Origin of the sequence: Pseudothermotoga sp., assembly GCF_031962025.1 — a bacterium.
Taxonomy (GTDB): Bacteria; Thermotogota; Thermotogae; order Thermotogales; family DSM-5069; genus Pseudothermotoga_B.
Genome location: NZ_JAVRKW010000010.1, coordinates 22,635 through 36,934 on the forward strand (window position 1 = coordinate 22,635; position 14,300 = coordinate 36,934).

The following is a 14,300-nucleotide window of genomic DNA, read 5'->3' on the forward strand; positions in this document are numbered from 1 at the left end:
AAAATTCCAGTGTTAGGAAAGCAAGATCATTGACAAAGTTCAGCTCAACGTGGTAGAATTTTACTTGCCTGCCGAGGTGGTGGAACTGGCAGACACGCATGGTTGAGGGCCATGTGGGTATGAGCCCGTGCGGGTTCAAGTCCCGCCCTCGGCACCAAAGGGAGCTTTAAGCTCCCTTTTTTGTTATACTCTTACTGGTGATGAATTTGGCAAAGTTAATCTGTATAGATCTTGATGGAACGTTGTTGAACGACGAAAAAAAGATCTCTGAGAAAGACAGAAAAACCATTGAACTTGCCAAAAGGCAGGGCTTTCACATCACGATATTCACAGGGAGAAACTACTATTCTGCCCTTCCCTATCTGCAGGAACTCTCAATAGAGATTCCCGTGGTTTTTCAGAACGGAGCACTCATCGCTACTACATCTGCAAATGAGATCTTTCGGATGATCAGTCTGGATTCAAAAATCGCTCTGAATGTGGTGAAACTGTGCAAAAAATATGATCTGTACTCTGTCGTGTACGAATCTTTCTTCAGTAAAGAAGATATGATCGTCGAAAGGGAATATCATGGTGCATTTGAAAATTATTTCAATTTCAACAGACATCGGATTAAAAAGGTTGATCAGCTGGAAAATGTTCTGTACAAAGTCAAAAGCGTAGCCGAGGTTGCGGTAGTTGGTAAGGACGATCTGGTAGAAAGCCTCGTACTGAGTCTTTCGAACACGATGGATGGGTTCACACCCGTGAAAAATCAGCACTTAGATGGTGAGATTTTCATGGAGATCTTTGGAAAAGATGTTGGCAAGGAAATAGCTCTCGATTTTCTGTTGAAGTTTTTTGGTTTGAACCTGTCTGATGTGGCATACATAGGCGACAACTACAACGATCTGAAAATAATGCAAAAAGTTGGCTTTGCGGTTGCAATGGCAAATGCACCGCAGGATGTCAAAAATGTGGCAAAGTTTGTGACGTCTTCAAATAATGAATCTGGCGTATCACTGGCAATAGAAAAAATCATGGGGGCGATCACATGATACAGCTTTCAAAACCCTATATCACTCAGATCGAGATAGAAACAGTTCTTGAAGTTCTCAAAAGCGACAGATTGAGCATGGGCAAGTACACGGAGCTGTTTGAGAAAGAAATTGCACAGCTTGCCGGGACAAAGTTTTCAGTAGCTGTTAACAGCGGCACATCGGCTCTTCACCTGATTCTAAAAGCACTTGGAATACAGCAGGGGGATTACATGATAGTACCATCCTTCACATTTGTTGCATCGGCGAATGTTGCACTTTTTGAAAAAGCCATACCGATTTTCGTGGACATAGATCCAAAGACGTACAACGTCGATCCTGCGGCTCTTGAGATCCTTTTGAACAAAATAGAGCAGGGTCGAGTGCATATAAACGGTCAGCGCGTTAGAATCGACAGAGTACGCTTTTTCATGCCGGTCGATGTCTTTGGACAGCCAGCCGATTATGACAGGATAGAGCCGATTGTGAAAAAATACGACCTGAAAATGATAGAAGATTCCTGTGAAGCCCTTGGATCTGAGTACAAAGATAAACCATGTGGTAGCTTCGGCAAAGCCGGGGCATTTGCGTTTTATCCAAACAAACAAATCACCACAGGAGAGGGAGGAATAATCGTCACCAACGACGAAGAAATAGCCAGACTCTGCAAAAGCATGAGAAATCAGGGACGGGGAGAAGATGAAGACTGGCTCAATCACGTGCGCCTTGGTTACAACTACAGGATAGATGAACTGTCTGCGGCTCTTGGTTACGCTCAGCTCAAACATCTTAAAGAAATTCTGCACAAAAGAGATGAAGTTGCCAGACGCTATTATCAATTGCTGAGTGAGTTGAGCTGGGTTGAACCACCCTTCCTTGCCGATTACACGACAAAGATCGGCTGGTTCGTCTATGTGATAAAACTCGACGAAAAAATCAACAGGGACAGAGTTATTGACTACATGTCTTCACGCGGCGTGCAGACGAGAAACTACTTTGCCCCGGTTCATTTACAGCCTTTTTACAAAAAGCTTTTTGGTTACACAGAAGGCATGCTGCCGGTTACCGAACGGGTTTCAAAAAGTACACTTGCAATACCTTTCTACACAGATATGACCCTGCAGGAACAAAAAACAGTTGTAGAAGTTTTAAAACAAGCCGTGGAGAGGGTGGGTTGAGTGCTTTTTCTCATTCTTTCGTCTGTTTTGACCGCTCTTTCGATGCCGGGTTTTGTCGCCGGTTTTATCGTCTGGTTTGCACTCATACCGTTTTTCAAATCGCTTGAAGAAAAGGGACCGTTTTTTGGAGCTCTGTACGGTTTTCTGTACTTTTATTTCTTTTCTGCGATAAACCTTTTCTGGGTACTACCAGTACTCACAGAGAACCTGCCGAAGGTCTTTGGTAAATTTCCCGGCTGGCTCGGCTTTTTCATCTTTTTGCTCATGCTTTTTATAGAAGCACTGCCGTTTGCAGCCTTTGGATTTCTTTACGGACTTTTGGAAAAAATTGTGAAAAAAAATCAGATCAAAGAGATACTGTTCACCGCTTCTCTGTACACGCTTTTTGATTTTGCCAGAAGCATTGGTGAAATGGGATTCACAGGTGGTACGCTTTCCGATGCCCTGTACAGAGATTTAGGTGTACTGCAACTTGTTTCGGTAATCGGACCTTACGGCTTGACTTTTTTAATCGTCGCCGTGAACTGCTGGCTATACATAGTTTTCAGAAAAAGCACAAGACCGATTGAAAAGATTTCCCTGTACATACTCACGATAGTTTTTCTGTCATATCTGGTCTCTCTTTACCTACCTGTGGCAAAGAGTACAGACAAAACCATCACTGCGATTCAAACAGATGTATCTCAGGATACCAAGTACAGTGAAAGTCCCTCTTATCTCTTCGGGCAACTTGAGCCGTTTTTGGCACAGGTCAAAGACACTGTAGTTGTATTACCAGAAGATGTTTTTTCCTTCGATCCAAGAAACAACGATGTGGGAACAGAATTGATAAAACTTTGTGCAGAAAATGATTTAGACATTCTAATAGGTGCTGTATCTTCTGATTCGAAGACCTACAATTCTGTTTTTCTTGTCAACGAAAACGGTTTTGTGGACAGATATTCTAAAGTGAAACTGTTTCCATTTGTTGAGACATTGCCGTATCAAAAGGTTTTTGGTGTTTTTTCCTTTCTGAAAGGTCTTTCTTACTTTGAGCCGGGTGAAGAATACAAACCACTCACGGTAAGAGATTATCCACCGTTTGGTGTACAGATATGTTTTGAGTCGTATTTTTCCGAGCCGTCAAGAGAGCTTGTAAAAAAAGGTGCGCAGGTACTCTTGGTCTGTACAAACGATGGATGGTTCAGTTTTGACACAGCTCTCAAACAGCATTTTGCAAAGTCCGTGATAAGATCTGTGGAGCAAAGAAGGCAGGTCATACAGGTCTCAAATGCAGGCATTACCGGTATGATAGACCCTTACGGGAGAATTATGAAAACTGCCAGTCTCAGGCAATTTGAAAAAATAACCTTTGAACTCATGCCGAGAAAAGACAGGACCATTTACTCGAAAATCGGGGACATCGCAGTGTGGTTTTCGCTTGGACTTGTGGTATTCATTCTACTTTTCCCCGGTAAGAAAACAATCAGTACAAGAAGGAGGATATGGCAATGAGAGTAATTGCTATTGTGCTTGACAGTGTTGGTATAGGCGAAATGCCGGATGCCGATCAATACAACGACAGAGGGAGCAACACACTTGTAAACACAGCAAAAGCAGTTGGAGGTTTGAATCTACCAAACCTGGCTAAAATGGGACTGGGAAATTTGGACGACATACCGAATGTTCCAAAAATGGAAGCGATCGGTGCTTATGGTATAATGCTTGAAAAAAGTCCCGGCAAAGATTCAACAACGGGGCACTGGGAGCTTGCTGGAATTATTCTGAAAAAACCATTCGATCTTTTTCCGAATGGTTTTCCTAAAAAACTCATAGAAGAGTTCGAAAAAAGGACAAAAAGAAAGGTCATCGGCAACAAACCTGCATCCGGTACTGAAATCATAAAAGAACTCGGACCTGAACATGAAAGGACAGGTGCTCTGATAGTTTACACATCGGCAGACAGTGTTTTCCAAATTGCGGCAAAAGAGGAAATTGTGCCGGTACAGGAACTTTACAGATACTGCGAAATAGCAAGAGAACTGCTCGATGAGATGGGATATAAAGTGGGAAGAGTAATTGCAAGACCGTTCAGCGGTGAATACCCAAATTACGTTAGAACGCCAAGAAGACATGATTACTCACTGCAACCAGAAGACGAGATGCTACTTGATATACTCACACAAAGCAACATCCCCGTTTACGGTGTCGGAAAGATCTACGATCTTTATGCAGGCAGGGGTATAACGGAGAGTTTTAAAACCGAAGACAACGCAGATGGTATAAATACGACAATAAGACTGATGGAAGAAAAGAAAGGTCCATGCATGATTTACACGAATCTGGTCGATTACGACATGAAATACGGTCACAGAAATGATCCACATGGTTATGCCATGGCGCTTGAAGATTTCGACAGGAAACTGCCGCAGATTTTTGAAAGAATGCTTGAAGATGATTTTCTCTTCATCACGGCAGATCACGGCTGTGATCCCACCACTCCTTCAACAGACCACTCAAGAGAGAAAGTACCAATCCTGGTGTGTGGCGACAGAGTTTGCAGAAACACCAATATCGGCATTCGCGAAAGTTTTTCAGATTTTGGTCAGACAATAGCAGATATCTTCGGTGTAAAAAAACTCAAAAACGGCGAATCTTTCAAGCAACTGATCCTGTGCCAAAAGAGGGTGGATAACTAAACATATAACAAACGACTCAAATTTTCACACAAGTGTTAATATAAAAATATGAATAAGGCTGGTGTCCAATTTTCAACCAGCCAGAAGGGGGTGTTTGTGATGTATTTCAAGAGGTTCTTACCGTTGATCCTTTTAGGAGTATCGCTTTTAGTCTTTGTCCTCTCATGCGCTGGACCAGTTATCGATCAAAATGAGCTAAATGAGCTTGTGCAAAATGCCACAGATTATCTGAACTCCGGCGATATAGATAATGCAAAAAGTGCTTTTGAAGATGTGCTGAAGAAAGATCCACAAAACCCAGAAGCGAATGCTGGTATGTCCGTGATACTTCTGTACGAAATAGTTCAAGAATATTACGACGAAATATCGGACATTGCAAACCAGCTCATGAACTTTTTTGGAGTAGCCAATCCTTTAGATTCTCAAACAAATCCTCTTTCTCTCGCAGGACAGCTCTTTGTGAAAATGAACATACTCCGCCTCCGCCAGCAAAACCCAATAGAAATCTGGAACGATTCTTATCAAAATATCGCCGATACACTCTCAAGACTCCATCCTGAACTTAAAAAAATCGAGAAGCATCTTGAATGTGCAATCACTAAAGATGAGACAATCACACTCTATCTGAACAGACTGGACTGGGACGGAGATGGAAATTGCGAACCAAACGCACCGCTCATATTCACAGACGGCTCAAGCACCTTTACGGCTCTGGACCTGATAAGAGGCAATGTCAACAACTTACATGGAATACCCGAAATTGACAAAAGTGGAGGAGATGCTTGGTTTGACTTTGAAACATTGCTTGCCGGGCAGAATAATGAAAACGTCTCCTTCGACGACAACGACTATCTGCTCCTGGACAAAGGCGAATTTTCTGCCATGCTCTTTGTCGTGAAAACGGCTCTTTCGTTTTCAGATCTTTTAATCACCTGGGATCTGACGATACCTTCTGATCTACCACTACCATCGGACAGTCAATGGCTTGAGGCTATTTTAAATTACCTAGACACCAACAAAAACGGTATCATAGATAACACGGGAGATGGTGGTGAGTGGAACAATTTGAACCCGCTCTGGACTTTCAAAAGCAATGGCAGTGAATATTTGAAAGATCTTTCAGACAGTATTTTGAAAGTAATCCAGTCAATCCTGTGGCTCAATCAGGATATCACAGAGGACAATCCCGGAGATTTGCACAACATTACGCGCTATACTTTTATTGAACCGTTCCTTGATGAAAACATCAAGTCTAAACTGCAAAATATAGTGAACACACGCCGAGTGAATCTTGAAGACGTTTTTGGTCAGAAGATCACTTTCCCATACAAAATGACACAAACAGAAACAAAGGTTGCAACGATCACGGCGCTAGACCTTGGCGTGCTGAAAGACAATCCTTCCAGATTTCAGAATCTCAAGTTTTTCTTCCCAACTGTCTATTTTTCATCAGGGTATTTCGAGTTCAAAGATCCAACCTTTGGAGGATTTTTGGTGATTGAAAGGTGATTGAAACTGAATAAAGGGATGCGAATGCATCCCTTTATATTGATTCTCAATAATTTTTGATATTTTTCAGACAACAGTGGATGTTTACCGATCCTGTGCCAGAAGAAGGTGAGTAGATGACTGAATATCTCATACTCTGGACCGAAGATATTGCGAAATTTGAACCAGAAAAGACCGTGGTAGTATCTGTGCTTTCACCGATTGAAACACATGGTAAGCACCTGCCAGTGGGCACAGATGTTTTCATAGCCCGAGAAGTATTACAAAGAACCTGTCAGATTCTCTCTGAAAGATTCAAAATAATCCGTCTTCCTGATATGTGTCTTGGCTGTGATGCACAACCAGTCCCTGGATCGATATCTTTGAAATACAAAACACTGAAAAACATGATCATCGAGATAGGCGAAAATCTTGCCAGAATGGGATTCAAATACTGGATCATTTTCGACAACCACGGAGGACCAAGACACCAGCTTGCTTTGGTGGATGCAGTTAATTATTTGAAGAAAAAACACAACTTCTCGCTAATAGTACCTTTCCTGCACATATTTCAAGAAATGCTTCAAGATTCTGAGCAGATAGGAATACCAGCCGGTATGAACGGCGATCTGAACGATTTGCACGCAGGCACAAACGAAACTTCCATAATGCTCCACGTGCATCCTGAGATGGTTAAAAATTACAATCTTCCAAAGTATTTTCCATTGAACAAAAGCCACCTGGGGAATTTTCTCAGATTTCTGGGATCAAGGGAATTAACAACCACTGTTGACTGGATCAAAGATCCGAAAAATCCCTATTATCTTGGAGATCCTTCAAAAGCAGATTCTGAACGCGGGAAGAAAATGATAGATTACCACGTAAAAAGATCTGTGGAGTTGTTTCAAGATGCTTTGGATTGTAGATACCGTCCGCCAAAACTCTTCAACATGATCGTGCGCTGGCTTTTGAGAAGATAATTTCAACCAGAGCAATCACGTTGTTTCATTTTTACCAAAAACCAAGCAAGAAGACACCACCGTGAGATTAATTGTTGCAAATATGATACAAAACTCTTAACGTACATCCCGCAAATGAATGAAACCATGATGGCAAGATTGGTTGATGAAACAGAAAATCTTCGGTGAATGTTAGTTCATCGGGTGTATAATACAGTCATCCAAGGGGGTGTCCTTATGAAAAGGGCGTTAATCGCGCTGTTTGTTTTGTGTTTCACTGTCCTTTTATCCTACCAGATCGAGCTCAAGGAAAATCAAGTATGGTGGCCAGGTGAACTGTGGAACGGAGTGTGGTGTTCTGTCAGCGTTAAAGACAGCGCAGGGAATTTTGTGAGAAATCTCAAACTCGAGGACTTCAAAATAATCGAAAAAGCTTACGGAAAAAACGGTGAACTGCTCGAGGAAAAACCAGCCGACTTTCAAGGCAGTACTCATTACAACTTTGGCGGGAACGGGTTCTGGGAAAAATCGATCAACTCAGACAAATTAGACATAGCCTTTTTCATCGACGGGACAGGCTCGATGTCAAAGTATACAGATTCAATTGCAGAACAGCTACACGGATTTTTGGACAGATTGATCAAAACTGGTACTGATTTTAGAATCTTCATAAGTATGTACGGAGCACAGGATAGACCAGGATGGACTATAACTTCTTACACAAACAGATTTTTTGGTCCAACAATGATAGACGAAATAAGAAAAGCCATAGACGATATAGACACCGGGGGTGAATGGTGGGATCTCTCATGGGGCTATGATGTCTTTCTGTGGTCTTTGAACCTTGACTGGCGTGAAGATGCAAGAAAGATAGTGGTCATAATAACCGACGTATATACCGACTCTGTCTATGGACCAAACTGGTATTTTTCTGCAGGCTGTGTATCATCCATGAGCGCAGTAGACCTTGCGATAAAAGAAACAGGCATACAGCTTTATTACTGTCAGCCAGAAGAAAAGCAAATGGCAGAAACAGAACTGTCAGAAAACTACTCAGATAAGGTTAACATCAAAGTGAAGGAAAATAACTTTGACAGACTTGAAAAGAGAAATCCACTGGTGAAAAAATTATCATGGCCATTCAACCAACAGGAAATCGAGCTTAAAAACCTCCCTGTTGTCGATTCAAGATATTACTTTGCATGGGTGAGTGATTGGAATAAATACACTTTTACTTTTATCAGCAGAGTTGATGTGACATTGTCTATCGCTCAAACAGGAGAATCTGTGAGCTTCAGCTTTTATCCCCTTAAGAACCCCGATGGCACAAAAGCCAATGAAAGTGTGCGGAATGTGAAATTCACACTGAAAGATGAATCCGGTCTTTCAATGCTCGGTCAGAACAATGTATGGATCTATTTTTACAAGGTGATGGGAGATCTTGACAGAATGGACATTATAGGTGCAATGCATCAAATAAGTGACAAGAATGGAATAGTTTCAATGGGAAGTGTTACTCCAGGAAAGTACTACTATATTTTGACTGCAGCAGGTTTTTCAGATTTACTGGCTTACCATTACGATATTCTTAGCTACACCGCAAGGGGATGGGTTGAGATCAGCAAAGAAGGCGTAAAACCGGATCAGATAACGGCGTATACGTGCCCAAAAGATGCTGAAATTTACAGAATGCTCGGCTTGCTGGAGGAATTGGAAAATCTGGATATCTCAACTGCAAAGTTGAAAGCACTGGCTCATGATGCTCGCGAATGGCTCGAAGAAATCAAAAAAGATGGGATAACTCTTGTCGAACTTGAAGCGATAAAGAGATTCAACATCGGCATTGGTGCAATGATAAATTGTGCTGGTTATGCCGATGTAATACAAAACCGCACCATTGAAGATTTCGTACAGATAGTACAAAAAATGACAGACATGGTGAGAACAGCGAGAAAAGTGGCAGAAGAAGTTGAATCAGTAATGCCAACGCTTTTGAAAGCGACAAACCTGTTCATCGATATTATCACCGGCAACTGGAGTGGTGTGGCGGCAAATCTCACTATCCAGGAAGTTGTAGATAAATTCGTTAATTACATCAAAAACGAATTAGTGGATGATATCATCAAAACCGTTGAAACGAAGCTGCTCGATGTGCTCAATCATCCAGAAGAAATTCTCGATTACTTTCACATTTATGTCGAAAACTGGGTAAAACAGCAATTGAGACCCGATCAGATAACTCAAAACGTCTTCAACTTCGTCAACGGTCAACTGGTCTACAACAATTTCACAAGTGATCTTGAAGAACAAGCCAGAAAACTCTTGCTTAATTCAAAAGAGCTGGTGCAGGAAAACTATGAAAAATACTGGGATTACGACAAACGATCGGGGCTGATGAGAACAGATTTTTATGAAACAAGAAAGCAATTAATGGGTGATTTATTCGACAAATCTTACAAAGCCCTGAGAGATCAAGAAGCGATAGATGACTGGGAAAGTGTGCTCATACTCTTTCGTGAAACGATTCCAATGATCGTTGAATTCATAGAACTCTTTGAAGTGCGCTATCCAGAATTGAGTGAGGTTAAAAAAAGCCTTAAGACACTCTATTCAGTCCTGGATGCCATTGGAACCCTGACAAGAACTTATGAAATGGCTTTGAAGGTAAATCATCTACAAGATCTGCAAAGTCGTGTGAGGCAACTGGCAGATTCTGTCTACAAAAACAAATAAAAGACCAAAATGTGCACTTCATCTCAATAACACAAATGTCAGTCCAAAATAAAGCCCCGCATCTGCGGGGCTTTTACTTTTCAACCGTCAATTTCTTGGAAAGACTATAAACTTCAGGGCTGTTCTTGTCTCTTTGTCGATCTCGACATCTGTGAAGGCTGGAATACTGACAAGATCAATTCCGCTTGGTGCCAAATAACCCCTGGCTATGGCAATTGCCTTGACAGCTTGATTCACAGCACCAGCACCGATCGCCTGAAGTTCTGCCTTACCGCTCTCTCTGATCATACCAGCAAGAGCACCTGCAACTTTGTTGGGATTGGAATTAGAGGCTACCTTCAATACTTCCATCTTTTCTACCTCCTTTAGAAAAGCGATTTCAATTACTCAGCTACGTTGACCAGGGGATTGGCGCGCCTGGCAGGACTTGAACCCGCAACCATCGGATCCGAAGTCCGACGCTCTATCCATTGAGCTACAGGCGCGCATCCTGGGGTGACCAGCGGGATTTGAACCCGCGACCACCTGATCCACAGTCAGGCGCTCTACCAGCTGAGCTATGGTCACCATACTGGTGCGCCCGGCGGGAATCGAACCCACAACCCTCGGATTAGAAGTCCGATGCTCTATCCTATTGAGCTACGGGCGCTGGAGCGGGCGACGGGATTCGAACCCGCAGCCCTCGGCTTGGAAGGCCGATGCTCTACCATTGAGCTACACCCGCCTGCATAAAGTATTTTACTACACCGCTGGGAAAAATCAAGAGTGAGTCATCGAATACAAATTTCACCGTTTTCAAAAAAGACTCTTTTCTTGAACCCTTCCAATTCGATACTTTTGTAATCATGTCCAGCATGTGCTGGATAGACACCAAAGAAAATCAAATGTCAAATCCTCTTCCAAATCTGTCCGGTGGATATTTGAAAGTTTCTATTGACTGGAATCAGATCGATACCTCAGTTCCAATTGAAAAACCAGAATTACTGCAAAAATTCCTTTCAGATGTTCTTGGAACAGAACTTTTGTCCAAACCAACGCGATTTGGAATGATCGCTATTAAAGAGAAAATTGGTACAGCAGTTTATGTCCACTTTGTGTCAGTGATTATTCTCCAATAACTACCACAAAGGGCACAGCCCGTGCCCTTTGTGGTTTTAAGTTATTTTATTATTCTTGTTCCGGTCTTACCTTCCAGAGCCAGTTTCAATTTTGTCATGTCTGTTATAATGCATTCTCTGCCCGTTTCTTTGACAAAATCTATCGCGGATTCTATCTTTGGTCCCATACTTCCAGATGGAAATTGACCTTGATTCAAATACATCTGGGCTTGGTCCACACTCAGTTCATCAAGGTCTTTCTGATCTGGTTTTCCATAGTTCAGTGCAACCTTTTCGACACCTGTCAGTATCACAAAAAGATCTGCATCGATTTCAATTGCAAGAAGTGCACTTGCTCTATCTTTATCTATCACAGCCTCTACTCCTTTTAGAATGCCATCTTCTCTGATCACCGGTATCCCGCCACCACCAGCGGCAATGACTATCACATCATTTTTTAAGAGCGTTTTTATCACTTCTTTTTCAACAATGTCAAGTGGTTTTGGTGACGGAACAACTCTTCTGTATCCTCTTCCTGCATCTTCTTTCATGATCCATCCTTTTTCTCTTGCAAGTTTTTCTGCCTGCTCTTTCGTATAAAATGGTCCAACTGGTTTTGTTGGATTTTGAAAAGCCCTGTCGTTTTTATCAACAACAATTTGAGTTATGATACCAGCTACTTCGTACATCTTGTTTCTCTTTGCCAGATTGTTTCTAAGCGCCTGAGCTATCATATATCCAAGGCTTCCCTGGGTCTGTGCGTCGTTCACATCGATGGGAAACGGTGGAATGACCTCTTTTGCCATCTCCTGCTGGATCAAAATGTTGCCGACTTGCGGACCGTTGCCATGGGTGATCACAAGATCGTATTCTTCGAGCATATCAGCCAGATATCCCATCGCTTCTGTCAGAGCTCTGAACATATTTTCTGCCGTTGGCTTTTCACCAGGTCTGTTTACCGCATTCCCACCTATCGCAACAACGGCGAGTTTTTTCATCCTCTCTCAACCTCCCTCAAAGAAACAAAAGAGGGACAGATGTCCCTCAAAATCAAAAAGCATTGTTCTCAGAGTTTTATGAATGGCAGAAGAGCCATATGTCTTGCACGCTTTATAGCCACTTTGACCATTCTTTGATGTTTTGCGCAGTTTCCGGTGACTCTTTTTGGTATTATCTTTCCTTTATCTGTGAGATATTCACTGAGCAAACGAATGTCTTTGTAATCCACATAATCGACCTTCATTTCACAGAGTTTGCATTTTTTGATCTTTCTCTTTCTTCTTTTTTTCTGTAACTGCTGTGCCATTAATTCACACCTCCTCAAAATGGTGGTTCATCTGGATCGTGTTCATCGATCTCATGTTCCTCGGGCTCCGAGATTTCTTCTTCTTTTGGATAAAATGGTTCTTTTGGTAAAAGTTCAGCTTCTTCAGTGGTTTTCTTTTCCATGAATCTGATGTCCCTTGCCCAGATCTCGGCAGTTGTCCTGTTTGATCCATCTTTGGCTTGCCATTTTTGAAGCCTCAGCTCACCTTCTACCAGGATCAACTGACCTTTCTTCAGATAGGTCTTTGCAAAATCTGCAAGTTTGTTAAAAGCCACTATCCTTATAAAATCAGTCGTCTGTTGATCATCAGAGGCTTCCTGCCGGACTGGTCTGTTCACGGCAAGGTTGAAATTCGCCACACTTCTGCCGGAGGTAGTAAGTTTGATCTCTGGATCTCTGGTTATCCTTCCAACAAGGATTACCTTGTTAAAATACGACATTACACTCATTCCTTCTTTTCTTCAGCCTGGGCTTGTTCTTCCCTTTCTTTTTTCTCGAGATCTTCTCTTCTGAAAGTCTGCCAGCGAAGAATCTGTGGAGTAACCCTGTAGAATTCTTCAAGTTTGTTCAGATCAGTCGAAGGAGCCTTGAACAGAAGAACGGTGTAGTCTCCCTCTGTCTGATGGCTGATGGGATAAGCGAGTTTCCTGATGCCCCAGCGGTTTACCGTCTGAACAGTGCCCTTAACACGTTCCGCGATGATTGACTTGACTTTTTCGACAAGCGCTTCCCTTTCCTCGTTTTTCAAGCGCGGATCCATGATGAACATGGTTTCATAGATTCTTTCCATCACTTACCTCCTCCCTCGGTCTAATGGCTTTGCCCACCTCCGGCAAAGCGGGAGCACACAAAATTATACACAAATCGGTGGTATGTTTGGTTACAAAAGTGTGAAACACTCAGTTTTCAAGTTGTTTGAGCAAGCACTCTACAAATTCTTCAGGACATTCCTGCTGAGGCAGGTGCCCGCAGTTTTCAATAACACACAAAGCGGCTTTCAAAATTCTGGCAAGTTCTTCACTGTCTTTCAGCGGTATTATTCTATCCTGCCTTCCATGGATCACAACGACCGGACAGGAAATCTTTCCAAGCTGATCTTTCAAATCTGCGTACTTTGCGGCTTTTGTGAATTCCCAAAGCGCCTTTTTCCAGCCCTTGACTTTTGTAGGTCTTGTATAGGCTTCTTTGTCCTGTTCGGTGATCTTTGATGGATCATAATACGCCTGAGCTAGTGATTTTTCAAAGGAGTCTGTTATTATTTTCGCGATCAAATCCGGTCCAACATGATTCACCTGAGGTATGTTCATGACCAATCTGATGAAATCATTTGCCCAATCTTTACTGAAAACAGCAGCGTCCACCAGAACGAGTGCTTCAACCCTTTCTGGATAAGACAGAGCAAAATTCAGCGCAACAAATCCTCCAGCAGAATTTCCAACCAGAACAGCCTTTTTTATACCAAAGTGATCCATCAGCTTTCTGAGTAATTCCACCTGATACTCATTTGTATATGGATTGTACTTTAGATCAAATTGCCTTTCTGTGAGACCAAAACCTGGTCTGTCGTAGGAAATCACCGTGAATCGATCAGAGAGCTTTCCAGCGACCTTTTCCCATGTATAAGTACTTGAACCAAAACCATGCAGAAGAATCATAGATCTTTCACTCTGTCCGTATTTTTTGTAGTGAATCTCAAGTTCATCTATTTCTACAAACTGGCTATCAGGATATGCCAGCTCTCTGTGGGTAAACTCTCCATCCTGATAAAAATAGAAAAACGGTGCAAAGAAAAGAACTATCATTATCGAAAACCACACCATTTTC

At 42.2% G+C, this 14,300-nt stretch carries 14 protein-coding genes and 5 tRNA genes; 9 read left to right on the plus strand and 10 right to left on the minus strand.

Annotation, left to right across the window (positions count from 1 at the left end; translation table 11 throughout):
• Positions 1 to 70: 70 nt before the first annotated feature.
• The 8 genes from AC4E92_RS07875 (at position 71) to AC4E92_RS07910 (ending at position 10,052) form a co-directional block, all read left to right on the plus strand.
• Positions 71 to 157 (plus strand) — tRNA-Leu (locus AC4E92_RS07875).
• A 43-nt stretch (positions 158 to 200) separates the two neighbouring features.
• Entirely contained in the window at positions 201 to 1,037 is an 837-nt protein-coding gene (locus AC4E92_RS07880; protein WP_490240047.1) for a Cof-type HAD-IIB family hydrolase, read from the plus strand.
• Positions 1,034 to 2,194 carry a DegT/DnrJ/EryC1/StrS family aminotransferase gene (locus AC4E92_RS07885; protein WP_490240048.1) on the plus strand — a complete coding sequence of 387 codons (1,161 nt, stop codon included), beginning with the start codon at positions 1,034 to 1,036 and terminating at the stop codon, positions 2,192 to 2,194. Before AC4E92_RS07880 ends, AC4E92_RS07885 begins: the two co-directional genes overlap by 4 nt.
• The gene (gene lnt / locus AC4E92_RS07890; protein ID WP_490240049.1) at positions 2,195 to 3,688 is read left to right on the plus strand and encodes an apolipoprotein N-acyltransferase; all 1,494 of its coding nucleotides are present in this window, start codon (positions 2,195 to 2,197) and stop codon (positions 3,686 to 3,688) included.
• Positions 3,685 to 4,872 (plus strand): phosphopentomutase, encoded by a 1,188-nt coding sequence (locus AC4E92_RS07895; protein WP_490240050.1) that lies wholly within the window; start codon positions 3,685 to 3,687, stop codon positions 4,870 to 4,872. Before lnt ends, AC4E92_RS07895 begins: the two co-directional genes overlap by 4 nt.
• 99 nt (positions 4,873 to 4,971) lie before the next feature.
• Positions 4,972 to 6,381 carry a tetratricopeptide repeat protein gene (locus tag AC4E92_RS07900; protein ID WP_490240051.1) on the plus strand — a complete coding sequence of 470 codons (1,410 nt, stop codon included), beginning with the start codon at positions 4,972 to 4,974 and terminating at the stop codon, positions 6,379 to 6,381.
• A 116-nt stretch (positions 6,382 to 6,497) separates the two neighbouring features.
• Positions 6,498 to 7,340, plus strand: a complete 843-nt coding sequence (locus tag AC4E92_RS07905; RefSeq protein ID WP_490240052.1) for a creatininase family protein — start codon at positions 6,498 to 6,500, stop codon at positions 7,338 to 7,340.
• A gap of 216 nt (positions 7,341 to 7,556) precedes the next feature.
• A complete protein-coding gene (locus AC4E92_RS07910; protein ID WP_490240053.1) occupies positions 7,557 to 10,052 on the plus strand; it encodes a vWA domain-containing protein in 2,496 nt (831 codons plus the stop codon).
• A gap of 87 nt (positions 10,053 to 10,139) precedes the next feature.
• Here the strand turns inward: AC4E92_RS07910 and AC4E92_RS07915 are convergent, their stop codons facing one another.
• The 5 genes from AC4E92_RS07915 to AC4E92_RS07935 form a co-directional block, all read right to left on the minus strand.
• Positions 10,140 to 10,403, minus strand: a complete 264-nt coding sequence (locus tag AC4E92_RS07915) for a stage V sporulation protein S (RefSeq protein ID WP_041081631.1) — start codon at positions 10,401 to 10,403, stop codon at positions 10,140 to 10,142.
• A 58-nt stretch (positions 10,404 to 10,461) separates the two neighbouring features.
• Positions 10,462 to 10,537, minus strand: a tRNA-Arg gene (locus AC4E92_RS07920).
• Between the two features lie 6 nt (positions 10,538 to 10,543).
• Positions 10,544 to 10,619 (minus strand) — tRNA-His (locus AC4E92_RS07925).
• Between the two features lie 5 nt (positions 10,620 to 10,624).
• Positions 10,625 to 10,701, minus strand: a tRNA-Arg gene (locus AC4E92_RS07930).
• Positions 10,702 to 10,776, minus strand: a tRNA-Gly gene (locus AC4E92_RS07935).
• A gap of 130 nt (positions 10,777 to 10,906) precedes the next feature.
• Here AC4E92_RS07935 and AC4E92_RS07940 point away from each other — a divergent pair.
• Complete coding sequence (locus tag AC4E92_RS07940) at positions 10,907 to 11,170, plus strand: hypothetical protein (protein ID WP_490240054.1); 264 nt, start codon at positions 10,907 to 10,909, stop codon at positions 11,168 to 11,170.
• A gap of 41 nt (positions 11,171 to 11,211) precedes the next feature.
• Here the strand turns inward: AC4E92_RS07940 and arcC are convergent, their stop codons facing one another.
• From arcC to AC4E92_RS07965, 5 genes are all read right to left on the minus strand, one after another.
• Positions 11,212 to 12,147, minus strand: coding sequence for a carbamate kinase (gene arcC / locus AC4E92_RS07945; RefSeq protein ID WP_490240055.1), 936 nt, complete (start codon positions 12,145 to 12,147; stop codon positions 11,212 to 11,214).
• 68 nt (positions 12,148 to 12,215) lie between these two features.
• Positions 12,216 to 12,455 carry a 30S ribosomal protein S18 gene (rpsR, locus tag AC4E92_RS07950; RefSeq protein WP_490240056.1) on the minus strand — a complete coding sequence of 80 codons (240 nt, stop codon included), beginning with the start codon at positions 12,453 to 12,455 and terminating at the stop codon, positions 12,216 to 12,218.
• Between the two features lie 14 nt (positions 12,456 to 12,469).
• Positions 12,470 to 12,916: a single-stranded DNA-binding protein gene (locus tag AC4E92_RS07955; RefSeq protein ID WP_490240057.1), complete on the minus strand. Its 447-nt coding sequence runs from the start codon at positions 12,914 to 12,916 to the stop codon at positions 12,470 to 12,472.
• Positions 12,917 to 12,921: 5 nt separating this feature from the next.
• A complete protein-coding gene (gene rpsF, locus AC4E92_RS07960) occupies positions 12,922 to 13,266 on the minus strand; it encodes a 30S ribosomal protein S6 (protein WP_490240058.1) in 345 nt (114 codons plus the stop codon).
• A 109-nt stretch (positions 13,267 to 13,375) separates the two neighbouring features.
• Positions 13,376 to 14,278 (minus strand): alpha/beta fold hydrolase, encoded by a 903-nt coding sequence (locus tag AC4E92_RS07965; protein ID WP_490240059.1) that lies wholly within the window; start codon positions 14,276 to 14,278, stop codon positions 13,376 to 13,378.
• Between the last annotated feature and the right edge of the window lie 22 nt (positions 14,279 to 14,300).

What these genes read in the sequence shown, in the direction of transcription:
- AC4E92_RS07910 (WP_490240053.1), top strand. Translation starts at nt 7,557, where the DNA reads ATGAAAAGGGCGTTAATCGCGCTGTTTGTTTTGTGTTTCACTGTCCTT.
- AC4E92_RS07965 (WP_490240059.1), bottom strand. Translation starts at nt 14,278, where the DNA reads ATGATAGTTCTTTTCTTTGCACCGTTTTTCTATTTTTATCAGGATGGA.
- AC4E92_RS07915 (WP_041081631.1), bottom strand. Translation starts at nt 10,403, where the DNA reads ATGGAAGTATTGAAGGTAGCCTCTAATTCCAATCCCAACAAAGTTGCA.
- AC4E92_RS07905 (WP_490240052.1), top strand. Translation starts at nt 6,498, where the DNA reads ATGACTGAATATCTCATACTCTGGACCGAAGATATTGCGAAATTTGAA.
- AC4E92_RS07955 (WP_490240057.1), bottom strand. Translation starts at nt 12,916, where the DNA reads ATGTCGTATTTTAACAAGGTAATCCTTGTTGGAAGGATAACCAGAGAT.
- AC4E92_RS07880 (WP_490240047.1), top strand. Translation starts at nt 201, where the DNA reads ATGAATTTGGCAAAGTTAATCTGTATAGATCTTGATGGAACGTTGTTG.
- rpsR (WP_490240056.1), bottom strand. Translation starts at nt 12,455, where the DNA reads ATGGCACAGCAGTTACAGAAAAAAAGAAGAAAGAGAAAGATCAAAAAA.
- AC4E92_RS07940 (WP_490240054.1), top strand. Translation starts at nt 10,907, where the DNA reads ATGTGCTGGATAGACACCAAAGAAAATCAAATGTCAAATCCTCTTCCA.
- AC4E92_RS07885 (WP_490240048.1), top strand. Translation starts at nt 1,034, where the DNA reads ATGATACAGCTTTCAAAACCCTATATCACTCAGATCGAGATAGAAACA.
- AC4E92_RS07895 (WP_490240050.1), top strand. Translation starts at nt 3,685, where the DNA reads ATGAGAGTAATTGCTATTGTGCTTGACAGTGTTGGTATAGGCGAAATG.
- arcC (WP_490240055.1), bottom strand. Translation starts at nt 12,147, where the DNA reads ATGAAAAAACTCGCCGTTGTTGCGATAGGTGGGAATGCGGTAAACAGA.
- AC4E92_RS07900 (WP_490240051.1), top strand. Translation starts at nt 4,972, where the DNA reads ATGTATTTCAAGAGGTTCTTACCGTTGATCCTTTTAGGAGTATCGCTT.
- rpsF (WP_490240058.1), bottom strand. Translation starts at nt 13,266, where the DNA reads ATGGAAAGAATCTATGAAACCATGTTCATCATGGATCCGCGCTTGAAA.